The sequence below is a fragment of the Emticicia sp. SJ17W-69 genome, from assembly GCF_051209875.1.
Lineage (GTDB): Bacteria > Bacteroidota > Bacteroidia > Cytophagales > Spirosomataceae > Emticicia.
Genome location: NZ_JBNTQY010000001.1, coordinates 261642 through 284931 on the forward strand (window position 1 = coordinate 261642; position 23290 = coordinate 284931).

General features: G+C 35.5%; 23 protein-coding genes. 10 read left to right on the forward strand and 13 right to left on the reverse strand.

The window, feature by feature from the left end; genetic code table 11:
• Positions 1–39: 39 nt before the first annotated feature.
• Complete coding sequence (locus ACQUQZ_RS01090; protein ID WP_435352761.1) at positions 40–1071, forward strand: patatin-like phospholipase family protein; 1032 nt, start codon at positions 40–42, stop codon at positions 1069–1071.
• A gap of 4 nt (positions 1072–1075) precedes the next feature.
• On the opposite strand, the gene ACQUQZ_RS01095 is transcribed toward ACQUQZ_RS01090, so the two are convergent.
• Positions 1076–1258 (reverse strand): hypothetical protein, encoded by a 183-nt coding sequence (locus ACQUQZ_RS01095; RefSeq protein WP_435352762.1) that lies wholly within the window; start codon positions 1256–1258, stop codon positions 1076–1078.
• 81 nt (positions 1259–1339) lie between these two features.
• Between ACQUQZ_RS01095 and ACQUQZ_RS01100 the strand changes: the two genes are divergently transcribed.
• Positions 1340–2041: a hypothetical protein gene (locus ACQUQZ_RS01100; protein ID WP_435352763.1), complete on the forward strand. Its 702-nt coding sequence runs from the start codon at positions 1340–1342 to the stop codon at positions 2039–2041.
• Here the strand turns inward: ACQUQZ_RS01100 and gltX are convergent.
• The 4 genes from gltX to ACQUQZ_RS01120 all read right to left on the reverse strand — a co-directional run bounded on the left by gltX (position 2024) and on the right by ACQUQZ_RS01120 (position 5587).
• Positions 2024–3538 (reverse strand): glutamate--tRNA ligase, encoded by a 1515-nt coding sequence (gene gltX / locus ACQUQZ_RS01105; protein WP_435352765.1) that lies wholly within the window; start codon positions 3536–3538, stop codon positions 2024–2026. The two genes, ACQUQZ_RS01100 and gltX, sit on opposite strands and share 18 nt — an antisense overlap.
• Before the next feature lie 144 nt (positions 3539–3682).
• Positions 3683–4192, reverse strand: a complete 510-nt coding sequence (locus ACQUQZ_RS01110) for a DUF2480 family protein (RefSeq protein WP_435352766.1) — start codon at positions 4190–4192, stop codon at positions 3683–3685.
• A gap of 97 nt (positions 4193–4289) precedes the next feature.
• The gene (locus tag ACQUQZ_RS01115) at positions 4290–5252 is read right to left on the reverse strand and encodes a hypothetical protein (protein ID WP_435352767.1); all 963 of its coding nucleotides are present in this window, start codon (positions 5250–5252) and stop codon (positions 4290–4292) included.
• On the reverse strand, positions 5252–5587 hold the full coding sequence (locus ACQUQZ_RS01120; RefSeq protein WP_435352768.1) for a nucleotide pyrophosphohydrolase: 336 nt from the start codon (positions 5585–5587) through the stop codon (positions 5252–5254). Before ACQUQZ_RS01120 ends, ACQUQZ_RS01115 begins: the two co-directional genes overlap by 1 nt.
• Positions 5588–5813: 226 nt before the next feature.
• Here ACQUQZ_RS01120 and ACQUQZ_RS01125 point away from each other — a divergent pair, with 226 nt between their 5' ends.
• The 7 genes from ACQUQZ_RS01125 (at position 5814) to ACQUQZ_RS01155 (ending at position 12860) form a co-directional block, all read left to right on the forward strand.
• Positions 5814–6836 carry a M28 family peptidase gene (locus ACQUQZ_RS01125; protein WP_435352769.1) on the forward strand — a complete coding sequence of 341 codons (1023 nt, stop codon included), beginning with the start codon at positions 5814–5816 and terminating at the stop codon, positions 6834–6836.
• Between the two features lie 176 nt (positions 6837–7012).
• A complete protein-coding gene (locus tag ACQUQZ_RS01130; protein ID WP_435352771.1) occupies positions 7013–8083 on the forward strand; it encodes a branched-chain amino acid aminotransferase in 1071 nt (356 codons plus the stop codon).
• 279 nt (positions 8084–8362) lie between these two features.
• Positions 8363–9328 (forward strand): polyprenyl synthetase family protein, encoded by a 966-nt coding sequence (locus ACQUQZ_RS01135; RefSeq protein WP_435352772.1) that lies wholly within the window; start codon positions 8363–8365, stop codon positions 9326–9328.
• Positions 9329–9391: 63 nt separating this feature from the next.
• The gene (locus tag ACQUQZ_RS01140; protein ID WP_435352773.1) at positions 9392–10027 is read left to right on the forward strand and encodes a rhomboid family intramembrane serine protease; all 636 of its coding nucleotides are present in this window, start codon (positions 9392–9394) and stop codon (positions 10025–10027) included.
• A gap of 90 nt (positions 10028–10117) precedes the next feature.
• The gene (locus tag ACQUQZ_RS01145) at positions 10118–10969 is read left to right on the forward strand and encodes a LytR/AlgR family response regulator transcription factor (RefSeq protein WP_435352774.1); all 852 of its coding nucleotides are present in this window, start codon (positions 10118–10120) and stop codon (positions 10967–10969) included.
• Between the two features lie 152 nt (positions 10970–11121).
• Positions 11122–11877: a hypothetical protein gene (locus tag ACQUQZ_RS01150; RefSeq protein ID WP_435352776.1), complete on the forward strand. Its 756-nt coding sequence runs from the start codon at positions 11122–11124 to the stop codon at positions 11875–11877.
• A 134-nt stretch (positions 11878–12011) separates the two neighbouring features.
• Positions 12012–12860: a methylated-DNA--[protein]-cysteine S-methyltransferase gene (locus tag ACQUQZ_RS01155; protein ID WP_435352777.1), complete on the forward strand. Its 849-nt coding sequence runs from the start codon at positions 12012–12014 to the stop codon at positions 12858–12860.
• Positions 12861–12903: 43 nt separating this feature from the next.
• Here ACQUQZ_RS01155 and ACQUQZ_RS01160 read toward each other — a convergent pair whose 3' ends face one another.
• The 8 genes from ACQUQZ_RS01160 to ACQUQZ_RS01195 form a co-directional block, all read right to left on the reverse strand.
• Positions 12904–15849, reverse strand: coding sequence for a DEAD/DEAH box helicase (locus ACQUQZ_RS01160; RefSeq protein WP_435357628.1), 2946 nt, complete (start codon positions 15847–15849; stop codon positions 12904–12906).
• Positions 15850–16193: 344 nt separating this feature from the next.
• Positions 16194–16832: a hypothetical protein gene (locus ACQUQZ_RS01165; RefSeq protein WP_435352778.1), complete on the reverse strand. Its 639-nt coding sequence runs from the start codon at positions 16830–16832 to the stop codon at positions 16194–16196.
• A 78-nt stretch (positions 16833–16910) separates the two neighbouring features.
• The gene (locus ACQUQZ_RS01170; RefSeq protein WP_435352779.1) at positions 16911–17261 is read right to left on the reverse strand and encodes a hypothetical protein; all 351 of its coding nucleotides are present in this window, start codon (positions 17259–17261) and stop codon (positions 16911–16913) included.
• A gap of 59 nt (positions 17262–17320) precedes the next feature.
• Complete coding sequence (locus ACQUQZ_RS01175; protein ID WP_435352780.1) at positions 17321–18610, reverse strand: LVIVD repeat-containing protein; 1290 nt, start codon at positions 18608–18610, stop codon at positions 17321–17323.
• A 28-nt stretch (positions 18611–18638) separates the two neighbouring features.
• Positions 18639–19007 (reverse strand): hypothetical protein, encoded by a 369-nt coding sequence (locus ACQUQZ_RS01180; protein WP_435352781.1) that lies wholly within the window; start codon positions 19005–19007, stop codon positions 18639–18641.
• A gap of 80 nt (positions 19008–19087) precedes the next feature.
• Complete coding sequence (locus ACQUQZ_RS01185) at positions 19088–20299, reverse strand: serpin family protein (protein ID WP_435352782.1); 1212 nt, start codon at positions 20297–20299, stop codon at positions 19088–19090.
• A 128-nt stretch (positions 20300–20427) separates the two neighbouring features.
• Positions 20428–20880, reverse strand: a complete 453-nt coding sequence (locus ACQUQZ_RS01190) for an META domain-containing protein (RefSeq protein WP_435352783.1) — start codon at positions 20878–20880, stop codon at positions 20428–20430.
• 5 nt (positions 20881–20885) lie between these two features.
• Positions 20886–21290: a hypothetical protein gene (locus ACQUQZ_RS01195; RefSeq protein WP_435352785.1), complete on the reverse strand. Its 405-nt coding sequence runs from the start codon at positions 21288–21290 to the stop codon at positions 20886–20888.
• A 255-nt stretch (positions 21291–21545) separates the two neighbouring features.
• Here ACQUQZ_RS01195 and ggt point away from each other — a divergent pair, with 255 nt between their 5' ends.
• On the forward strand, positions 21546–23240 hold the full coding sequence (gene ggt / locus ACQUQZ_RS01200; protein WP_435357629.1) for a gamma-glutamyltransferase: 1695 nt from the start codon (positions 21546–21548) through the stop codon (positions 23238–23240).
• The last annotated feature ends 50 nt before the right edge of the window (positions 23241–23290 follow it).

Below are 23290 nucleotides of genomic sequence, written 5' to 3' on the forward strand. Positions count from 1 at the left end.
CGAGTTTTCGTTTTTACTGTTAAAACGAATGGATTAACAATGCAACATATAAGTAAGTTTATCACAATTTTATTATTTTCCACTACACTTTTTGCTCAAGAAAAAACCTACCGAAACTTAGTAATGGAAGGTGGAGGAATCAAAGGAATCGCTTATGGAGGAGCTTTGATAGAATTAGAAAATCGAGGTATTTTGCCACAAATACAACGAGTGGGAGGGACTTCGGCAGGGTCTATACAAGCGTGCTTATTGGCGGTGGGATATTCGGCAGAAGAAATTTCCGAAATCATTGCTAATACACCTATTGAGACATTCAACGATGGTGGAACTGTATTTCGTGCGGGAAAACGGTTTTTAAAGAAATTTGGCTGGTATGAAGGTAAAAGTTTCTTGGAAACAATAAAAAAACTCGTGGCTGAGCGAACAAATAAACCTGATTTGACTTTTGCTGAATTGCATGAATTGGCTCAAACAGTCCCTTTTAGAGATTTATATGTTACAGGTGTAAATCTGACTAAGCAAAAATTGGAGATTTTTTCCTATGAAACATATCCCGACATGAAAATTTGCGACGCTGTTCGCATTTCAATGTCAATCCCTTTGTATTATAAGGCAGTTTCAGTAAACCCCAAAGGTATGATTATTGATAATCCTTTAGCAAGTGATAATTGTTGTGTTTTTGTTGATGGAGGTTTATTACTCAATTATCCAATTGATATTTTTGACCAAACAAAATACTTGAGTACTGCCAATGATAGTACTCAAAATAAACCAATTTTTAATATTGAAACAATAGGTTTAAGACTTGAACGGTGCGAACAAATTGACCATGAAACCCGTATGCAAGAAGGCTTTGCTCCATTTGATATTCAAGATTTTAAAACTTTTGTTTCAGCTTTATATAATATTATGACCGAAAGTGTAAGTCGCCCCAAGGCCGAAGATATAAGTCGTACCATTTATATCAACGACCATGAAATAAATCCACGGGTACGCAAAGTTTCAGAAGAAGAAAAACAAATGATGATGCTCAGTGGGCAGCAAGGCGTCATAGAGTTTTTTAATCGTTAGCTAATTATTTACGATTTCGGAGCTTTTTATCATCAACGGTTTTATTTAAAAATTGATTGATTTTTTCAACATCATAGCTCATTTGAATTTCACCAAAAGAATTGATTTTGATGTCAAAGCCACTTAAATCTTTATGTACACGAGGTTTCTCAGTAGATGCTTTATCCTCAATTTTCTTTTTTGACATGATTATTAGTATATTTATACCGTAAATTTATATTATTCCTTTATATTCAGCTCTAAGATATCAATAAAAGTCTAAACTACTATGCTAAAAATTGGATTAGTTATACTCCTATTTGCTATTGAGTTGTATGTTTACTACTCGTTTGGTGGTTTTGCTTCATATCCATTTAGAATATTAGGGTATGGTTTTCTTCTTTTTGGGTATTATTCTAAAAAAAAATACACATTAAACTTTACTGATAGACTTTTTATTGCTGCTTCATTCTTTCCTATTTTTTCGCCATTGCCAGTATATGTTTTAGGTTTTGCTTTAGGGAAAACCTTAGAATTGGCTTTAATAATGATTGGTTATTTATTCATTATACGAATTTTTCAAGTCGAAGGGTCAAAAATTATTTTAGCCGATAAACAAAATACTTTTTTAAATATATTCATTCCATACGTTGTAATGCCTTGTGCATTTTTCATTGCAGTGATACTACCATTGACGAGTGCCACCACCATCATCCTTACAGGTGTTTATCTGCTGTTAATGTTATATATGGTAGTCTTATCTGCTTTTGTTCCTTTTACGGAAAAAAGTAAACTTTATATTTCGCTTGCTATGTTTTTTGTTGTATTAGCAAGTGGGGCAAATGCTTATCGAATGTATATTTCTCATTTCCCATTTGACTATGGAGTTGTGAGGATTGTTACCAATTTATTTCGTATCTTTTTTATGTTAGGAATATTATACCGTGTTGACCAACGAGTAAGTTATTCTGTTTTATCCCAAAAACGCTAAGGCTTTTTCAATTCGTTTGATCACTTCTTCTTTACCCAAAATTTCTAAAGTTAACATCAAATCTGGTCCTTTTCCTACGCCTGTAATCACTAAGCGAAAGGCTTGCATTACTTTTCCCGCCTTGATTCCTGCTGCTTCAAGTGCTGGGAAAATTGTATCGTGAATATTTTGAGAGTTAAAGTTTTCATTATCAATGCTTTGAATACTTTCTTTGATTACACCCATTGCTTTACGGGCATCATCATTCCATTTTGATTTGACTATTTCTTCGTCATAAGCTGTTGGTGCTTCAAAAATGAAAGGTACTTCCGTAATAATTTCTTGTGGGAAAGTTACTCGGTCTTTCATTAGATGAACTAATTTTAGAGCAAAATCATGTCCTTTTTCTTTTATCTCTTGTTTTTTGTCTAATATCACACTTACCAATTCTTCTTCTGATTTTCCTTTCAAGTAATGTTGGTTAAACCATTTGGCTTTATCCACCATGAATCTCGCTCCTGCTTTATGTATTTTATCTAAAGTAAAAGAGTCAATCAAATCTTCCATCGAGAAAATCTCTTGTTCTGTACCAGGATTCCAACCCAAAAATGCCAAAAAGTTAACAACAGCCTCGGGGAAATAGCCATCTTCTCTAAAACCACGAGCAATTTCGTCAGTAAATGGGTCTTTCCATTCTAATGGAAAAATAGGGAAATTGCCTAATAATCCATCACGTTTGCTTAGTTTTCCATTGCCTTCGGGTTTTAATAAAAGTGGTAAGTGAGCAAATTCTGGTGCTTTCCAACCAAATGCTTTGTATAATAAAATATGCAAAGGAGCTGATGGCAACCATTCTTCGCCACGAATGACATGCGTAACTTCCATCAAATGGTCATCAACGATATTGGCCAAATGATAAGTTGGCATTCCATCAGATTTCAACAAAACTTTGTCATCAATCGTTGAAGAATGTACCACAACCCAATCACGAATAATATCTTTGAAGCGAATTTCTTCTTTCAAAGGCACTTTTAAACGAATTACATAAGCATCGCCGTTGGCAATTCGGGCATCGACTTCTTCTTTTGAAAGTGTCAATGAATTTTTCATTTGCAATCTCGTAACCGCATTGTAAGATGTATTATCAACCTTAGCTTCTTCCAATTGCTTACGCATAGCGTCCAACTCTTCGGCTGTATCAAACGCATAATAAGCTTTTCCTTCCGAAACCAATTGCTCGGCGTATTGTCGATACATTGGTTTTCTCTCTGACTGGCGATAAGGTGCGTGAGGGCCACCAACGCCTTGACCTTCGTCGATTTCGATACCAACCCATTTCAAGGCCTCTAAGATATAATCTTCTGCTCCAGGTACGTATCGAGTTTGGTCTGTATCTTCGATACGAAGTAGCATTTTTCCACCCATTTTGCGGGCAAAAAGGTAATTATATAAAGCTGTACGAACACCGCCAATGTGTAGCGGACCTGTTGGACTGGGAGCAAATCTTACACGAACCATATTTTGTAGAACAACTTTCTAAGTTGTTAGAAATCGTAGAATAATGATTAAAAAATGCACAATTTGGAAAATTGTGTTACAATTGAAAGGCAAAATTACCTGTAAATTTTAAAGAAAAGTAGAAAAAGATGAAAATCAAGATAATCAAGGCCTCTTTTTGTAGAGTGGAACCGTGCTACAAGGCTCTCCAAACATGATACTTTGAGCATAAGGTCGTAATCGGCGAGTGACTTCTACATAAGCTGTTGTTGGAACTGCTACTTTGCTGCAACCTTTCACTACGACTTTTGCACCAGCATATTCTTCAAAATTGATTTTTGCAAGTGCTTCATCATAGAGTTTTTGCTCTAAATCTTGTAAATTTCCAAAAACAATTGTTTTGGCAAAAGGTTCGAGTTGAATGGCAAGTAACATATATGCCCATGTAGGAATTACAGCATCTTCGGTGCAAGTAATGGCTATGTTTTTGCCTGAATATTGCGACCAGTCGTGGTTTTTTAAAAAATCTCTGAAATCTTTTTCTTTCAAAATCAAACCCATAAAAAGATTATCTTTCAAATCGTATAAAACCCGTTCGCCTGAATCGTAGAAATCTTCTAAATCTAATGAAATTAAGCCACTTTTGGCTACTCTGTTTACTATTACGTCTTCCATGTTTGTGCTTTTGTCAATTGATTTTTAACAATCGACTTTTTGAAAAAATTAGTCATCCACCTGTGGACTATCGACCATTGACTAACTAACATTTTCTTTACTCAGAAAGTTTATTTTCTTGTTTGCCTTCTTCTGTATTTAATTCATCATTTAATCTTTCTTCAATTGTATCAACAATTTCAGCAATAATTGGAAGTTTTATAGTAAGTGGAATCGGTCTGAGAGAAAGGTAATCGAAAGCATTGCTTAAGTTCCAAATTCTAATGAAAACTCTACTAAAGATAAACATTTGCTGAATCAGAAACATCAGCACAATTGTAAAACCAGAAGTCATTCCTATGCTCGATTCTAACCAAAAATAAAGTAGTAATAATACAAAAGAGAGAAAAATGACAGACCAATAAATTTGCATGGTTTTGAAATTTCGGAAGACATAGTTTGCGGATTTCCAGAATGCTTGCCATGGATTCAGCAACTTGTCACGGTACAACAAAACTTTAGCGTATTCGCTCGTATTTAGTAAATAAGTAATACAAAAAGTCGCAAAAATAATTGGAGGAACCATCCATGCAAAGAATTTTGTCTCTGTATCACCAAAACCAATTGCCCCAAAAACACCAAATACAATGATGATTATTCCAAATGTAATGAGATAGATAGACAATTGAACCAATGAAAGTAAAAAGAATTTTCCAAAATAATGGGTGGAGTTTTTAAAAAAATCGCCTAATCGGAAAGTTCCTCTTATTGTAAATTGGCTTAGGATTCCACCAGAAAAAAAGATATTTGAGAAGATATAAACAAAAGCTAAAATTAAGCTTATTGACAACAAAGGCCTAAGCGATTTGCCACTGTTTCTGAGAAAATCAGCAAAAACAGTAAAATCAAAGTCGGTGAGTAAATTATTGAAAGCTAATGAATTGAGTGATTCCGTTTTTAAAATACTGAATGAAGGAAATACCATAAAAAGTCCCAAACAGAAATTTACTAAGAATAGCAGCAAAACGATTTGCCAGTTTTGAGCAGTTCTACGAAATGCTTGGGTTAAGATGGTAAACATTATAGGGAAGAGGTTAGTTTTTCATTATTTTTATGACGCAATATATCTCTTTTTGTTTTCTTTTCAAGGTTTTTCCGAAGTGATTCGGTTAGGTCAATACCAGTTTGGTTGGCAAGGCAAATCAGTACGAAAAGGACATCCGCCATTTCATCACCCAAATCTTTGTCTTTATCTGATTCTTTTTCTGATTGTTCTCCATAACGGCGTGCCATGATTCTTGCTACCTCGCCCACTTCTTCCATTAGCATTGCCGTGTTTGTCAATTCATTAAAATATCGAACACCGATGGTTTTTATCCAATCATCTACTGTTTTTTGTGCTTCTTCTATGGTCATTTTCTTAGATTTTAGATTCGGGATATGAGATAGGAGATTCGAGATACAGGATTTGAGATTCTAATTTCACATCTTGAATCTTACATCTAAAATCTCCTATCTCGTATCTTCTATGCAAAGCTAATCAAAAAAACGCTTGTTGAAATACTTATATTCAATTCAACGTTAGTAGAAAAGATTCAAAAGTCATAAATTGCCAAAAAATAATTTTTACTCGATATTTAGCATGAATTTTTTAAAAACTACTTCCTATTTGTTTCTTTTGGCTTACTTGACAAACTTTATTTCGTGTAAAGAAAAGCCAAGCTCGGAACAAACAGAAACTTCTGAACAAGTAAAATTGGCTGCTACTCCAACTTTTAATGCTGATTCAGCCTATTTTTTTGTAGAAAAACAAGTAAAATTTGGCCCAAGAATTCCAAATACGGCCGCTCATATTAAATGCGGTGATTATTTGGTAGCTACTTTAAAAAAATATGGTTGTGAAGTAATTGAACAAAAATTTAAACCTGTTACTTACGATGGGAAGGTACTAAATGCCCGAAATATTATCGGAAGCATCAATCCTCAGGCAACTAAGCGAATTTTATTGGCTTCTCATTGGGATACTCGTCCTTTTTCAGATGAAGATTCAACAGCACGCACCAAAACTTTTGATTCTGCCAACGACGGCCCAAGTGGGGTTGGTGTAATTTTTGAAATTTTACGAACAATTCAAGCATCTGGACAAAAACCAACGGTTGGCATTGATGTCGTATTTTTTGATGTAGAAGATTGGGGGCCACCAGATAGCTATAAAGGAGCTGTAAATGATGCCAATGGTGGTTGGCTGATGGGTTCAGAATATTGGTCAAGAAATCTGCATAAGCCTAATTATTCGGCATACTTTGGCATACTATTAGATATGGTTGGTGGAAAAGGAGCAACTTTTACAAAAGATGAAATTTCTCGACAATATGCACCAGCAGTTGTAAATAATGTTTGGGCTATTGCCAGTCAATTGGGCTATAGTCAATATTTCTTGAATCAAGATTTTGGAAATATCACTGACGACCACGTACCTGTCAATGTCAATGCAAAAATTAATATGATTGATATTTGCGATTTAAGACCAAATTCAGGTAGTACATTTGGTGATTATCACCACACTCAAAAAGACAATATGAGCATCATTGATAAAGGCACTTTAAAGGCTGTTGGACAGACACTTTTGCAGGTTTTATACCAAGAATCAACCGTTCAGCAATAAAAAGGTTGTCTTAACAACTATTTTTGCATTTTTCCTTGACAGTATAGTATATTATTTGTTATTTCGCATAGAAAATAGTTATAAGTAATTAGGTTTGAGAAAAGAGCATAAAGCTTTTTAAGCTAAACACTAATTGCAAAAAGCAAAAAACGCCATTCATTTTAATTCAGTTTGTTATGACAGAAACACTTAACTTCGATGTTACGCTGGTTGCTGAGAGTAGAATCCATCAACTTGACCAAAACAATATTGCTTTCGGCACAGTATTTACTGACCACATGTTGGTGGCCGATTATATCAATGGTGAATGGCAAACACCAAAGATTTTGCCTTATGGCGATATTAGCTATAATCCAGCACTGGCAACACTTCATTATGGCCAATCAATTTTTGAAGGAATGAAAGCCTTTAAAAATGATGCGGATGAAGTTTTGATGTTTAGACCATTAGAAAATTTCAAAAGATTTAATATTTCAGCCGAACGTATGTGTATGGCACAAGTTCCAGAAGAAATATTTATTGGAGGTTTAGAAGAATTGCTTAGAATTGATGCTGCATGGGTACCTAAAGGCGAAGATAATTCTCTTTATTTACGTCCATTCATGTTTGCAAGTGATGTGTATCTGGGTGTTCGTCCCTCACAAAACTACCGCTTCATGATTATCATGAGCCCAGCAGGAAAATATTATACAACACCACCAAAGGTAAAAGTAGAAACCGAATTTATTCGTGCTGCTCCTGGTGGCGTTGGTTATGCCAAATGTGCTGGTAACTACGCTGCTTCTTTGTATCCAGCTAAATTAGCTCAAGAGCAAGGCTATACGCAATTATTGTGGACAGATGCCATTGAGCATAAATATTTTGAAGAATCAGGCACAATGAACGTAATGTTTGTAAAAGATGGTAAACTTATAACGCCAAATACAAGCACTACAATCTTGAAAGGAATCACTCGTGATACTTTGCTTCAATTGGCAAAATCAATGGGCATTGAAGTGGAAGAAAGACGAGTGTCGGTTGAAGAAATTATGACAGGTATTGAAAACGGAAGTGTAAGTGAAGTTTTTGGTGCAGGAACAGCCGTAGTAGTTTCGCCATTTGCAGCTATTGGCTATAACGGAAAAGATTATGTTTTGCCTACTATTTCTGAAAATTCATATTCAACTCGTTTGAAAAATGCTTTGAACGATATTCGTACAGGTAAGGTAGAAGATACATTTGGTTGGGTTTGGAATATTCATGCTTAGCCCCTCACCCCTAAAGGGGAGTTTTAACAAAAACGCCATTAAGATTTTTCTTAGTGGCGTTTTTGTTTCCTGACAAAAAATAAAAATATAGATGATTGAAAAAATTAAGGTTAATAAAATCAAACCAAAAGGGTCAATAATAGGTTGATATTCAAAGCTTAGTCGCTTAGTAATCAATACCAAATATAGATTTACTTGGTAGTTTTGCTAAGTTTGGCTTACTTTGGGGTTCAATCTTTATCTATGGTTTTAGCAATTTAAAAAATTGCTCTACAAAATATGTCTTTAGAAGTTTTCTTAAAAGCAATTCAACAAGAAATTGCAAGCACAAAATATGGCGATAGCCCAGCCGAGCTTTACGACCCTATTGAATATTTGATGTCGCTTGGTGGGAAAAAAATGCGTCCATTGTTGACGGTCATGGCAACCAATATTTTTTCTGACAATTGGCAAAAAGCAGTAAAACCTGCCATTGGTGTTGAAGTTTTTCATAATTTCACTCTCATGCACGATGACATTATGGATGCCGCCCCACTACGTAGAGGCAAGCCAACAGTGCATGAAAAATGGAATGAAAATATTGCCATTCTTTCGGGTGATGTAATGCTTGTGTGTGCTTATGAACTAATGACAGCCGTAGATGATAAGATTTTCAAACATGTTATTAGAAGATTTAATCGTACAGCAGCCGAGGTTTGCGAAGGCCAACAATGGGATATGAATTTTGCAACCCGCAATGATGTTACAGAAGAGGAATATATCAATATGATTCGTCTGAAAACTTCGGTTTTACTTGGTTTTTCATTAGAATTAGGTGGCTTGATTGCCGAAGCTGATGAAGAATCGACACAATTATTGTACGAAATTGGAACAAATATAGGTATTGGTTTTCAGTTGAAAGATGATATTTTGGATGTTTACGGCGATCCAGAAAAATTTGGTAAACAAGTCGGGGGCGATATTATTGAAAACAAAAAAACTTGGCTTTTGCTCAAAGCCTTAGAAATTGGCGAAGCAAACGAAGAATTGCAATTTTGGATTGATGCCAAAGAGTTTGATAAAGAAGAAAAAGTAAAAGCAGTAACTGAAATTTATAATTCGTTGAATATAAGAGAGTTAGCTGAACAGAAAATGAATGCTTATTTTGATAAAGGTTTAGTAGGTTTAGCACAACTTAATGCGTCGGCAGAAAGAAAACAACCTTTGATTGAAATTACAAAACAGTTAATAGAAAGAGAATCTTAAATAGTGAGCGGCGTTTCGCTCAATAGTCCACAGACGATAGTCGACAGAAAAAAAGCACAAGAAATGGAAGAAGTAACAGCAAATTTATTAATAATCATCGTAACAATTGGAATGAGTCTGTATGCTTGGAGCAACCAATCGGTATTTTATGGTTGGATGATGAACCCCAAAGCAATTGACCGAAATAGAGAATACCACCGTTTTATTACATCTGGTTTTATTCATGCTGATTATATGCACTTATTTTTCAATATGTACACCCTGTATAATTTTGGTGGTTTTATTGAACAAGTATTTATTCAGAAGTTTGATAATGACCCACGCATTGGTTCAGTAGCTTATGTTATTTTTTATGTTGTTGCCATCGTCGCTTCTGATTTATCAACATTTATCAAGCACCGAAAAGATAGTAACTATAATTCTCTGGGAGCTTCAGGAGCCGTTTCGGCAGTAATTTTTGGTGCGATTTTATTTGTTCCAACAAGTACATTGACCGTATTGGTTTTCCCAATGCCTGCTTTCATTTTTGCTGGACTTTATTTGGCATTTACCTATTATGAAATGCAGCGAGGCAATGGCTATGTCAATCATTCTGCCCACTGGTGGGGAGCGGTTTTTGGTGTGGTGGTAATGATAGTGATGTATCCACAAGTAGTACCAAGCTTTATTGAACAAATATCTAACTGGCGACCTTTTTAGGGACTTGTGGTCAATATATATATGTAGTTTTAGGAAAAAGAAATGTAATCAAATGTATTGAATCTTACAATCTTGTAAATTTTTCTAATCGTGCTAAAAATACTTCGTCAACCCTATCCTTTTCACGAAAAATCACTCTCTCGAATTTTGCTCCAGTGTGTAGGAGAGGGTACTTTTATTGCCTTATTCCTCATTCTGTTTCAACCTTTTGGTATTTTAGGATGGCATGACCCCAATAAAAATTGGTATTTGGTTGGCTATGGTTTGGTTACAATGTTTGGAGGAATGTTACTGCGTTATGGTATTTTCAAATCTTTTACCAAATACCATAACGAGGCCTTATGGAATATCGGTAAAGAGATTTTGTCAATCATGTTACTGATGTTGATAATTACCATTGGGAATTGTATTTATAGCCTATTTATCTTTAACCTTGAGGGAAATTGGAGAAATTTCCTCGGAATGCTATTGGCTGTGATGATAATTGGACTTTTTCCAGCTACTTTTGGTGTAATGCTCAACTACATTTATCAACTAAAAAAATATAATCAAACCATTGTTGTTCATCATTCACAAGTGACTGAAAAACAAGTTATGATTGAACATAAAACATTAAAATTAGTTGCTGAAAATGAAAAAGATTCAATAACATTATCGCCAGAGGCTCTTTTTTATATTGAATCTTCTGATAATTATTCCACAATTTTCTTTGAAAAAGAAGGAAAACTTCAAAAAGAACTAATCCGAAGTAGTCTAACTCGTCTGGAAAGTCAAATCACGAATAAAAATATCGTTCGTTGTCATCGTTCTTTTATCGTTAATCTTGATAAAGTAGAAAAAGTAACAGGCAATGCACAAGGCTATAAATTGCATCTCGAAACACCGGAGTTGTTTGTGCCGGTTGCTCGAAAATACACAGAAATAGTTGAGCGATTGAAATAATACGCTTGCCATTTATCCCAACCGCTTGTCATTCTTCCCTTTGGTTTGTCAAACTCCCCAACTACTTGATAATCAACCCTTTCATTTGCCCATATTTTTCTTACCTGCTACATTTGTGTCATTCAAAAACGCAAAAATTAAAAAGAAATATTATGGAAACGCTCATTTACAAATCATCAATCGCAGTTCATGTATTATGTGGCATCTTGTCTTTGGCTTCGGGCTTGGTCGCTATGATTGCCAATAAAGGTGGTAAGGTTCATAACCGAGCAGGCTTGGTTTTTTACTGGTCAATGTTTATGATTTTTGTTACAACTACAATTTTCTTTACTCTTTATCCAACTAATTTAAAGTATCAGTTTTTCTTAGGAATCGGTATTATAAGTTTTTACCCAAACTGGTCAGGAAAACGAATGTTAAGTATGAAAAAAGGGTTAATTCCAACAATGATTGATAAAATTGCAGCTTATTTGGTTGGAATCTCAGGTATCTGTATGCTGGCTTACGGCATTTATTTAACTCAAAACCCACCTAAAGCATTTGCTGGATTAAATATTTTATTCTTTGTTTTTGGTACTGTGAGTTTGGCAAATGCTTATGGCGATTTGAAAGTATATTTAGGTTTTGTGAAAGCTGAAAAAATGCACTGGTTTTTTGCTCATGCTGGCAAAATGATGGGAGCTTATTCGGCAGCAATTACTGCCTTTTGTGTAAATATTGTACCAAGATTTTTTCCCGAAAACACACCTTTCTTTGTCTTTATCATCATGTGGACTGTCCCAGGTGTGATCATTGGAATCTTATCGGCAAGAATTATCAAAAAATACCAAGCGAAGTTTAAAATTGAAGCAAAACCAAGTGTTTTCTCGAAAATTAAACTAAGTTTTAGTAAAAAAGAGTTGGCTTGATTTTAAGTATTTCAACATCGGCATAGTTCAAAACCATGCCGATGTGAGTGTTGTTAATAGACCAACTCCGCAAAAATCAGATTGTTCACCAGCATAATCTATCGTAATTTTGAGCTGTATTCAAAAATAACGATATGGAAACTATTGACAATCAAGAGATTATAGATTATCGTCGCATTGAAAAAGCGATTCAGTTTATTGAAGAAAATTTTCAGACTCAGCCAAGTTTAAAAGAAATTGCCGACCACGTAGCTCTTTCAGAGTTTCATTTCAATCGCCTTTTTAGTAAATGGGCAGGTACAAGTCCACAACGATTTATGCGATTTCTGACTAAAGAATTTGCCAAAGAAAAATTGTCTGAAAGTAGTAATTTATTAGAAGCAACTTTCGAGTCAGGCTTGTCAAGTTCAAGCCGCTTGCATGATTTATTTGTTACTTATGAAGCCATGACTCCCGCCGAATTTAAGTCGAAAGGAGCAGGTTTGACCATTCATTATGGTATTCATGAATCACCTTTTGGTGATTGTCTAATTGCCATTACTGAAAGAGGAATTACAGACTTTCGTTTCTTTGAAAATGAAGATAAAGATTTGATAATCAAAGAATTACAACAAGATTTTGAAAAAGCTAAACTCATTTTTGATAATAATTTTACAAAGCCATTTATCGAACAAATTTTTTATGAAACACAAAATGCAAATCAGCCCATTACACTTTTGATGCGAGGAACAAATTTCCAGATTAAAGTTTGGGAAGCATTACTAAAAATTCCTTTTGGACAAATGGTCAGTTACGAAACAATTGCCAATGCAATAGGAAAACCAACGGCACAGCGGGCAGTTGGTACGGCCATTGGGAGTAATCGTTTGGGGTTCATTATACCGTGTCACCGAGTTTTGCAAAAAGTTGGAGGCATTGGCGGTTATCGCTGGGGAATTACTCGTAAAAAAGCAATTCTTGGCTGGGAAATGGCACATCTGTAACACAATTTTCCAAATTGTGAGTGATACAATTTGGAAAATTGTGTTACTCTAACAAACTCAAAATATCATCTTTAGAAAGTGATTTTACGAAGTTTTCTTCGGTAGTAATAAGGTTGTCGAATAGTTTTCGTTTGTTTCTTTGCAGTGCCAAAATCTTTTCTTCAACCGAATTACGGGTAATAAATTTATAGGTGAAAACTGTATTTTGCTGACCTATTCGGTGGGCTCGGTCGATAGCCTGTGCCTCAATCGCAGGATTCCACCATGGGTCGAGCAAAAATACATATTCGGCAGCGGTGAGATTTAAACCTAAACCACCAGCTTTTAGTGAAATTAAAAATATTTTTACAGACGCATCATTTTGAAAGCGGTCAACTTGCTCTTGGCGATCACTCGTTGAGCCATCCAAATAGCAATAATTGATTTTGTTGTCATCAAGATATTTTCTAAAGATGCTCAAATGTTTTACGAATTGACTGAAAATCAACACTTTATGCCCTTCTTCTACAATTGTTTCGAGTTTTTGTAAAACTTCTTCATTTTTGCCCGAATCGCCCTCATAAGTTTCATCAATCATCAATGGATGATTGGCCAATTGCCTAAGTTTGGTTAATCCTTGCAAAACAACCATTTGAGATTTGCCAAAACCCTTCTCTTCGATTTGCTCTAAAATGATATTTCGGTAATAAGATTTAGCTTCTTCGTAGCATTTTTCTTGCTCTTCGGTCATGTCGCAATAATGAATACTTTCTACTTTTGGAGGCAATTCGGTTGCTACCTGTGATTTATGCCGACGCATCATAAATGGCTTAATCAAACTGTACAAACGCTTGGTTTTCTGCTCATCTTGGTGTTTTTCGATAGGGATTTGGTACTCATTTTTAAAAAAACCTTGTGTACCAAGCAAACCAGGATTGATAAAAGTAAGCTGTGTCCATAAGTCCATCGTACTATTTTCGAGTGGCGTACCAGTCAAAATCAAACGATTGGCAGCATTTAACTGCATGACAGCTTTTGAAATATTCGATGTTGGATTTTTGATGGATTGCGACTCATCCAAAATCACATAATTGAAACGATAATCTTTGATAAAATCAATGTCAATGCGTAGAATTCCATAGGAAGTTAAAATCAAATCATACCCATCAAACTGTTCCGTATTTTTTTCACGATTTGAACCAGTATAAACTAAGGCTTTTAAGTTTGGCGTAAATTTTTCAATTTCTTTCAGCCAATTATAAATCAATGAAGTTGGCATTACCAAAAGACTTGGGTTTTCGGTCAATTTCAGTTCTTTTTGTGATTGCAAAAAAGCTAAAGTTTGAATAGTTTTTCCTAAACCCATATCGTCGGCAAGGCAGCCTCCTAATTTGTATTCTGCCAAGAACCTGAGCCAATCATAGCCAGCTTTTTGGTAAGGACGAAGATTGGCTAAAAGTCCCTTAGGTGTTTCATATTGTTCAATTTTATCAAAATTTCGTAACCTTTCGAGCTTCCGAGTCATGACTGAATGAGCTAAGCCTTCGTCAGTTAAATCTTGCACTAAAACAAGGTGATGTTTTTTTAGAACAAGCTCATCATTGTCTAATTTATCGACATAGCTAAATAACTCGGAATATCTTGTAAACCATTCTTCGGGAATAACAGCGATCTGTCCATTTGGCAAGGTAAATTCTCGTTTATTTGCCATAATTAGACTACGGAGCTTCAAAAAAGGAATTTCAAACTCACCAAAACGAACTTTTGCCTGAATATCAAACCAATCATTTTTTTCTTCGATTCGGACTTCAATTTCTGAATATCCTAAGAAATATTGCTTTTGCTTACTTTCAAGCTGTTTTACTTCAAAATTATTTTGTTCTAAAGTTTGTGCATTGCGTTGCAACCACGAAAATGCTTGTCGTTTTAATACAGCACTTCGTCCTTGACGAACATCCAAACCTAAGTCTTTTAATAAATTAACTTGGGCTTTTTCATAGCGTAAATCACGCTTTACTTTATGAAAAATCCATTGACCATTTTGCTTTTCAACATTCACATAGGCCTCGGCAGAAAAGCTATCAAATCGAAAATTATAGTTGCCATATTGAAAAGATAAATCAAAAACTATTTTGTTTTCTTCGTCATTTTCATCTTCTTCCTCTTGGTTATTTTGTTCAAAAATCGAAGTGGCAATTTTCTTATGATTGATTGTTTCTGAAATTGTCAAGACTGGTTTTGAATCATGCCGTTCAAATTTTATCTCGAAACCTTGGGCAAAAACATCAAATTGAGCTACCAACGGAGCGATGAATTTTTGGTAATAAGTGTCTTCAATGTTTCGTGGAATAATGATATTTTTTTTGTTCAAAAATGGCTTTAGTTTTTTGCCATCAACCTGTTTTTCAAAATGATAAAGTTTATCGTCAATGAGTAACCAAGCAGGCGATTCGCAGAGAATTTGGGCATTTTTAAATTGAAATTGTACACGCTCGCCTCCACATTTAATGGTTGGAAAATATTGTGTGTTTTCATCATTTCTGACGAAATTAAAGTATGCTTTTGCTCCTTCCTGAATATTATTAACAGCTTTCCAAGTTGGGTCGCCGTCATTGCTCATAATATATAATTTCTTTGTGAGAAGCTTTTCCAGAATATCAGAGCGATGTTTTTCCATGTAACCATGAATGGCTTCTTGGAGTAATTTATCGCCTTTTTCTGGGTCGAAAACTTTCAAGAAAAACTCAAGGGGCTGTTGTTTCTTTGTACTGAATTTCTTGACAATAATCTCTTGTTGAATAGCCTCAGTGAGTTTAACCAATTCATAATCGCTTGCATCAATTCGCTCTGAAAACTCATGAATATTTTTTGAAGAAACACTTTGATTTTGGAGTGTAAGTTCACCTTTGCTATTCAATTGCACCACAAATGCTTCGAACAAAAATCCCAAATATTCATGCTCGAAAAGCGAATAAACAATCTGAAATGGTTGCAACGTTGATACCTTCATATTTACAAAATAAGATGCCCTTCCACTTGGGATTTTAGGTGAAACTTTTCTAATCTGTGTCATTAAAATAGTTGATAGTTCACAGACAAAAGTCGATGGAAATAGTCTGCTTTGTATATAAGTTGTTGATAGTCAATGGTATGATTAATTTATAAAAAAATGAAAAAGACGTGTTGAATTATTTTTCATGATTTTTTTAGCAACCAAACAACGAATGTATAAAAATCAAGGAAAGAGACCAAAGAAGGGAGCATATTTTTATTAAAAGGTGTGTTGTTCTACTATATTTTCCATAAAAAAAGCCTCAAATTTTGAGGCTTTTGAGAAAAAATAATTGAGGTATTTTAAAACTCGATTCCAAATCTTACAACCATTCGGCGGTAGTTTCTGATTTCGTTTGATTCTGACCAATAAATAGGGTCAGTTGTTCGCTCTTGCTTATATTCGGCACGTTGGTAACGATAACCAAAATTGATGAGCCATGCCGAACCATTTCTCATAGGTAGTTTATAACCAATGGTTGGACTGACAACTAATCCTCCCGAAGTTTTGTAGCCAGTATTGTCTTCATTGAGCCAAGTGGTGGCATAGCCGACATCAAGGCTACCCAGTAAAATACTTCCACTTTGTTTCTTCTGAACTAAGTTACGACGAATTCCTGCTGAAATTGGCATCAAAACCGTTGGGCCATAGCCATCCACACCAAGCGTTACGCCTGCAGAAGTCTTTTTATTGAGATATATGCCATTGAAGGTTTGTAGAGCAAAATTTACTCGATTTTGTACTTGATATTGAATATTGGGTTGTTGATAATAAATACCATAATAGCCATTTGTTGCAAATTTATTGCGTCCCAGTAAAACACCAAATTCGGTCATATTGACAAATGGGTGTTTATGAAAAAAGCCTTCTTTTTTGTCTTGGGCGAGTGATGGGAGAATACTTAAAACTCCTAAAGCGAATAGTATTTGTATCTTTTTCATGATAATTTCTTGATTGATAGTTATTGGTCGTTGGAAAATATCCATTCAGTTAAGTCTTTTTCATCTGTATCCAAAAGCTTAATCTGAAGCTTTTCCTCCTTTATTAAACCATTTTACGATTATATCAACATCGTTTTGAGATAATTGTCCACCTTGTGGCATACGTTTGTTTCTTGGAGAAACTGGGTCGGCTACTGATGCTTTTATAGATGAGCTTACTTGTGCAATTTCAGTATCAGTGTCCAATGCTGTTGGTCGCCCTTGCCAAGTGCCAGTTTTACTGTGACATGATAAGCAATTTTGTGAAATTATTGCCTTTACTTTTGGAAAATAAACTTCATTTTGGCTGGTAATATCATCTTTTTTGCATGAAATTATTAAAAAGAATAAAATCAATAGCATCGAAAGAACTCGTTTATCAAATTTCATATTGTATTAAATATTTACCAACAATTTATTAGTAATTAGAAACTGTGGATTTGCTCTAATTAATTCTCTCTTTTGACAGGAATAATACTCAACAACTTCAAATTCTTAGGGTTTGATGTATCGTATTGATAAAGCCCATCTTTCCCTACCATTATCAAATGTTTTCCTTCGAGTGGAATTACATCATAAGCATCAATCTTTTCGATTTGTTGTTGTAATTTAATATCACTTGCACTTGTGGCGTCAAAAGATTTTAAGCCATATTGGCCTTCACAGATAAAAAGATTTGGAAAGTCAATACCCAAACCTGCAGGATTTTGCATGTCATAACTTTTGATTAAACTTGGCGATGAAAGATTAGCTACATTTACTACATCAAGACGATTAGGAGCTACTCCACACCAACCCGAGCGAAGTGTAACATAGGCTATATCATTATGTACAACTACTGGGTCGCATGCACGAGCGTGTTGGAAAATTGAAAGTCGCTCTGGTTTTTCAGGATTTTTATTGTCATAGATATACATGCCTGTATTTGAACCTATAAACAATTTATCTTTGTATGGAAATATCGTTTCGATTCCCCAACCGAGATTAATTTTTGCTTGTTGTGTGGGTTTATTGAGCGTTTTTATATTGAAAAGTAGCAAATCTGACTGAGAAACTGTATAGAGATAATCATCATACAATGTAAATCTTGCCATCGAACCGCCCGTGCCAGTGGTGGTGGCAGTACCTCCATTTGCACCCGACGACGCTTGTGGACCAGAGCTATTTTTAAGAGCGTCGGTTGCATAGTAAATCGGATTTATGATATTGCCATTTTGCCCACAATTGGTGCGAACTGTTTCGGTAATTGTTTTTATTTCATAATCTGTAACGGTCTGATTTTGCTCATTATAATACCAATAAATGCCGTCTGTTAGTCCATTCGTAAAAACATTTTTTACTCGACCACTTTCTTTAATAGCCTTTGGATTTGAAATATCGAAAGCCACAATATCAATGTAGTTATCGACATAAAGCGTATTCTCTTTGACGGCCATATCAACTACGCCCAGCACTTTTAAAAATGCTATACTCTGAGGTTTTTCGGGGTTACTATTATCAAAAATATGAATGCCCTTTTTTACTTCATTGATAAACAAATAATTATCTTTTACATAGATTTTCCCTGGATTGACCAAATCTTTTGGTGCTTCGGTAGAGATACCTATACGAATTTGTTCAACACTAAGCGTAACAGGTACTGTCGTACGATAGGTGCGAGTTGTTTCGCAGTTGTCTGTGCAGGCAAAGTTTCCCATTGCCAAACAAGCACAAATGAGTAGTAGTAATTTGTTTTTCATAATTTTGGGTGATTGAGGTCAAAAACGCTTATTTTACTCGTATTTTGGTTAGTTTTAGTGGGATGCCGAGAAGAGATGCCGATATGGATGGTTCTTTTACTTCGCCACTAAATACAATTTTTAGATCGGTTTTGTTTTTCAACTCAGCAGGAAGATTTCCAACGATGTACCTTTCTGAAGGATTAGCAACGCACGACAAGGGGTCGAAGTTATCAGTATCTCCTTCTACAACAATTACAGTCAGATTATTGCCAGCATCCATCAAAAAACCATTTTTATTTTTAATCGTACTGATAGTTTTTAAATCATCAAAGTCGCTAACGGCAGCCACTTCGATCGTTTCTTTTTGGCAAGCCAAGAATACAGAAATACCAATGAGAAGGAATAGCTTTTTCATAGTTTTTTTTGAGATTCGAGATTTTGGATATGGGATTTGAGATTTTGTATTCCTGATTTCTCAAATCCCATATATTGTATCTATAAATTCACAATTTTTCCTGCAAAAAGTATCGTATTTGATTGTTTTTCGCTAATAAAGAAGGCAAATGGGCGGTTACAGATAAATTCAGGCATGATTGGTACTGAAGTTACCTCAATACCTATGGTTGTAACAGCGGCCGCTTCTGTGCCTTTTTCGTCAACAGCAACAAATGTGTTTTGCTTAACAAAACCCACTTTTATTTTGCCCGCTGGTGGCGAAATTTTTGATAAATCTGCTGCATCGCTAAACATCGTTGGCATTCCCATATTACTCAAAACCTTGTTCAGATTTGTTTCATATTCTAAAGTAAATTTTGGTAAACCAACTATTACTTTTTGCTCTTGCAAAGCAGAATTTAAACTTTTCCACTCCGTTGTCGACATGCTATTGATCATATTTGTTACAGGTGTTTTTTCGTCGGGTAGTAAAATTGTCATTACGTAGTTTCCATCACCATAAGCCAATTCAAGTGCTTGATAATCATTGCGTTTGGCATATTTTACCTTTTCTATCATGCTCATCATTTTCACCGACTTCGTGCCAGTTGTACCTGCAAAATTTTCATCACGGGTATTTTCAACTTTAAACGGAATCTTCCAATCTCCTTTGAAATAGAGTGCATTCATCAAAAACATCACTTGGGCTGGCTCGATTTGCTCAAGCACTTTTTTGATTTTGCCATTGGTATTATCACTTGCCCAGCTATTTATCTTGCCAACGGTCGCCACATTATTAAAATCTTCTGCCGAAGCGGTTGCATTGAAGGAAGTTTTCAAAACATCTAAAAATGATTTTTCGACCGTAAAATTATTACGATACCAAACCGAGTTTGCGATGGTATTCGTCACTTTGGGGTCAGCACTTGGTAAGCCACCTATCAAGTTTTTATAAACGCCATTATTAGCTGCTAAATCTGAAGAAATACGCAAGCCTGTCTGAATCTCCTCTTTGGTTTTGCCATCTGCTCCGTTAAGCAACATTCCCAAAGCGATATGCAGGCTTAGTGGCGATACAAAATAATTCTTATCTGCTTTTTCTTCGGCGTTGTGTTTTTTCAAGAAATCGAAAGCAAACTCTCTTGTTTGGTCTGAAAATGTAGCAGGAACGGCCTGCAATTGTTTGTTGGGTGTCACCGAATTACTGTCGTTACAGCTTGCTACCATCAAAAAACAGGCAGCCGCCAATGATAAATTTTTGATTGTTTTCATTTGTGGAATTTTATTGATTGTTGTTTTATTGACTAATATCGACAAGCGATAATGAGGTTGGTTTATTTTGCCAAGAGATATTTAGAACAAGTCAAGCTGTCGACTGTGGACTATTGACCATAGACTAATTATTTTCTTTCAAAATACATTACTTCTTTTGCTGGATTAGATAAATAGAGCAATAAAGTATTGTTGGTCTTTAGTTCATAATGTGCAACATTTCTCAAACGTTCGTAATAAACCATCTCAAATTGATTGGCTTCGGGAGTGCCTGCAATTTTGGTACTACCAATTGTCGATATTGTCATGGTTTTTGTTGCGTCGTTTGTTTCAAATGTTGCAAAATAGAAATTTACTGACGAACGCCCATTGAGCGTATTTTTGCCTTCTTCATCTTTAAACTCAAGCGTTACATCATAAGCGGGTACTTTTCCGTCGGCGTATCCCTTGAATTTCCATTGTCCCAACAAGCCAGAAGTGCTTAATGCACTCAAATTTGGATTAGCGGCTTCTACGCTTTCTTTTCCACATGCCATCATTAATAATGAACTGATTATCAGTGTTATAGTGAGATTTTTCATTGGCTTTACTTTTTAATTCTTTTGTAAGTTTCGCCAAAACCATCGTTAAAATTATCGGCCAACGATAATTCATCCGTTGTAACATTTTGAATAACCGACATCACACCGTCATCGTATTTAATAAAATCAACAAGTTCAGTTTTATAGATAGATTTGGCTTTAACGATTTCAAATGTTCCTGATTTTTCTAATGTGCTATTTTTATAACGAGCATATTTAAAATCAGAAGTCAGCACCAATTTACGTTCATAACCAGCCGAAGTAGGCGTGATAGTTGTACCTGCCAATCCGCCTGTTGACATTGTCCATTGCCATTCACCAGCGAGCGAATTTTGAGTAGAAATCTCTTCTTTGGTACAAGAAAAGACACCAAGAGAGAAAATGATTAACAAAATACTTAGCTTTTTCATTTTTGTTTAAGAATGTGGTTTTTTAATAATTATAAAAATGCATCCCACTGATAGTGGAGAATTGAAAAACTCAGTCAGTCGGGGAGAAGAAAAAAGGTGTGGCCACAACATTAGACTAATTTCTTCTCCCACGACGAAACAAAATGTTTCTGTCTGAGCTAATTACCCTTTTCATCAATAAAGATGCTCGTTTTTTGGAATTGGTTGGAAAGAGTAACAAAAAAGTCTATATTTATGGAAAAATTAACAAACTATATGAAGATAAAATATCTACTAATTGCTTTACTATCAGTATCTTATATTTCAAATGCCCAAGACCGTATGTACGGCAAACCTTGGGCTGGTCGCTCCGAAGTCATTGCTCAAAATGGCATGGTTTGTACTTCGCATCCACTTTCTACGCAAGCTGCTATCGAAATTTTGCGAGCAGGTGGAAGTGCCGTTGATGCTGCCATTGCCGCCAATGCGATGGAAGGAATGGTCGAACCACACGTAAATGGCATAGGTGGAGATATTTTTGCTATCGTTTGGGATGCAAAAACTCAGAAACTCTATGGGTTGAATGGTTCGGGACGCTCTCCGTATACTTTGACTTTGGAAGAGTTTAAAAAGCGTGGATTGACGCATATTCCTGCTACTGGCCCTTTGCCTATCAGCGTGCCAGGTTGTGTAGATGGCTGGTTTGAGTTACATAAGAAATTTGGTAAGTTACCAATGGAAAAAATACTGTCGCATGCTATCAATTATGGGCGAAATGGTTTTCCTGTGCATGACGAATTGGCAATGAGCTTACAAAATGTTCCACGTTTGTATGGCAAGTATCCAAATATTAAAGAACATTATTATCCCAATGGTGAAGTGCCAAAAAAAGGTGATATTTTCAAGAATCCTAATTTAGCAAATACTTTAGAAAAAATAGCCAAAGGTGGCCGTGATGCTTTTTATAAAGGAGAAGTTGCTCAAACAATTGATGCTTTTATGAAGAAAAATGGCGGTTTTTTAAGTGCAAAAGACCTTGCCGATCATACTTCAACTTGGATTGAACCAGTTTCGACCAATTATCGTGGCTATGATGTTTGGGAATTGCCACCCAATGGACAAGGAATTTCTGCTCTGCAGATGTTGAATATTTTGGAAGGCTATGATTTTTCAAAAATCCCTTATGGTAGTACCGAACATGTGCATTTATTTACAGAAGCTAAAAAATTAGCTTTTGAAGATCGTGCAAAATTTTATGCTGACCCTGATTTTGTAAAAATTCCTGTAAAATCATTAATCTCGAAAGAATATGCTGCCGAAAGACGTAAATTAATTGACCCAAATAAAGCCGCCGCTCATTATGATGCAGGAAATCCGTCGTTGCGAGAAGGTGATACTATTTATTTGACTGTTGCTGACAAAGATGGAAACATGGTTTCGTTGATTCAGAGTAATTATCGAGGTTTTGGCTCGGGAATGATGCCCGATGGCTTAGGTTTTATTTTTCAAGATAGAGGCGAATTATATAATTTGAAAGAAGGCGAAAACAATACGTATGCTCCGCATAAACGCCCTTTTCAAACAATTATCCCTGCATTTGTAACCAAAGATGGTAAGCCATTCATGAGTTTTGGCGTAATGGGCGGAGCTTTCCAACCAATGGGACACGTACAGATAATTATGGATGTAGTAGATTTTGGCATGAATCTACAAGAAGCAGGCGATGCCCCAAGACTCAACCACGATGGTTCGTCAGAGCCAACGGGCGAGCCAATGGAGGGCGTTGGCATGATAACGATGGAGTCGGGGATACCTTATGAGACTATCAGGGGTTTGATGCAAAAAGGACATAAAGTTGGCTATACGCTCGGGCAATATGGAGGTTATCAAGCGATTCGCTACGACCCAATCAGAAAAGTATATTTCGGAGCATCAGAATCTCGAAAAGATGGCCATGCGGCTGGATTTTGAAAACTCAGAGAGTACTTTGCATTGAAAATAGAGCGAATGAATTCGCCAAC

What these genes read in the sequence shown, in the direction of transcription:
- ACQUQZ_RS01090 (WP_435352761.1), top strand. Translation starts at nt 40, where the DNA reads ATGCAACATATAAGTAAGTTTATCACAATTTTATTATTTTCCACTACA.
- ACQUQZ_RS01095 (WP_435352762.1), bottom strand. Translation starts at nt 1,258, where the DNA reads ATGTCAAAAAAGAAAATTGAGGATAAAGCATCTACTGAGAAACCTCGT.
- ACQUQZ_RS01100 (WP_435352763.1), top strand. Translation starts at nt 1,340, where the DNA reads ATGCTAAAAATTGGATTAGTTATACTCCTATTTGCTATTGAGTTGTAT.
- gltX (WP_435352765.1), bottom strand. Translation starts at nt 3,538, where the DNA reads ATGGTTCGTGTAAGATTTGCTCCCAGTCCAACAGGTCCGCTACACATT.
- ACQUQZ_RS01110 (WP_435352766.1), bottom strand. Translation starts at nt 4,192, where the DNA reads ATGGAAGACGTAATAGTAAACAGAGTAGCCAAAAGTGGCTTAATTTCA.
- ACQUQZ_RS01115 (WP_435352767.1), bottom strand. Translation starts at nt 5,252, where the DNA reads ATGTTTACCATCTTAACCCAAGCATTTCGTAGAACTGCTCAAAACTGG.
- ACQUQZ_RS01120 (WP_435352768.1), bottom strand. Translation starts at nt 5,587, where the DNA reads ATGACCATAGAAGAAGCACAAAAAACAGTAGATGATTGGATAAAAACC.
- ACQUQZ_RS01125 (WP_435352769.1), top strand. Translation starts at nt 5,814, where the DNA reads ATGAATTTTTTAAAAACTACTTCCTATTTGTTTCTTTTGGCTTACTTG.
- ACQUQZ_RS01130 (WP_435352771.1), top strand. Translation starts at nt 7,013, where the DNA reads ATGACAGAAACACTTAACTTCGATGTTACGCTGGTTGCTGAGAGTAGA.
- ACQUQZ_RS01135 (WP_435352772.1), top strand. Translation starts at nt 8,363, where the DNA reads ATGTCTTTAGAAGTTTTCTTAAAAGCAATTCAACAAGAAATTGCAAGC.
- ACQUQZ_RS01140 (WP_435352773.1), top strand. Translation starts at nt 9,392, where the DNA reads ATGGAAGAAGTAACAGCAAATTTATTAATAATCATCGTAACAATTGGA.
- ACQUQZ_RS01150 (WP_435352776.1), top strand. Translation starts at nt 11,122, where the DNA reads ATGGAAACGCTCATTTACAAATCATCAATCGCAGTTCATGTATTATGT.
- ACQUQZ_RS01155 (WP_435352777.1), top strand. Translation starts at nt 12,012, where the DNA reads ATGGAAACTATTGACAATCAAGAGATTATAGATTATCGTCGCATTGAA.
- ACQUQZ_RS01160 (WP_435357628.1), bottom strand. Translation starts at nt 15,849, where the DNA reads ATGAAGGTATCAACGTTGCAACCATTTCAGATTGTTTATTCGCTTTTC.
- ACQUQZ_RS01165 (WP_435352778.1), bottom strand. Translation starts at nt 16,832, where the DNA reads ATGAAAAAGATACAAATACTATTCGCTTTAGGAGTTTTAAGTATTCTC.
- ACQUQZ_RS01170 (WP_435352779.1), bottom strand. Translation starts at nt 17,261, where the DNA reads ATGAAATTTGATAAACGAGTTCTTTCGATGCTATTGATTTTATTCTTT.
- ACQUQZ_RS01175 (WP_435352780.1), bottom strand. Translation starts at nt 18,610, where the DNA reads ATGAAAAACAAATTACTACTACTCATTTGTGCTTGTTTGGCAATGGGA.
- ACQUQZ_RS01180 (WP_435352781.1), bottom strand. Translation starts at nt 19,007, where the DNA reads ATGAAAAAGCTATTCCTTCTCATTGGTATTTCTGTATTCTTGGCTTGC.
- ACQUQZ_RS01185 (WP_435352782.1), bottom strand. Translation starts at nt 20,299, where the DNA reads ATGAAAACAATCAAAAATTTATCATTGGCGGCTGCCTGTTTTTTGATG.
- ACQUQZ_RS01190 (WP_435352783.1), bottom strand. Translation starts at nt 20,880, where the DNA reads ATGAAAAATCTCACTATAACACTGATAATCAGTTCATTATTAATGATG.
- ACQUQZ_RS01195 (WP_435352785.1), bottom strand. Translation starts at nt 21,290, where the DNA reads ATGAAAAAGCTAAGTATTTTGTTAATCATTTTCTCTCTTGGTGTCTTT.
- ggt (WP_435357629.1), top strand. Translation starts at nt 21,546, where the DNA reads ATGAAGATAAAATATCTACTAATTGCTTTACTATCAGTATCTTATATT.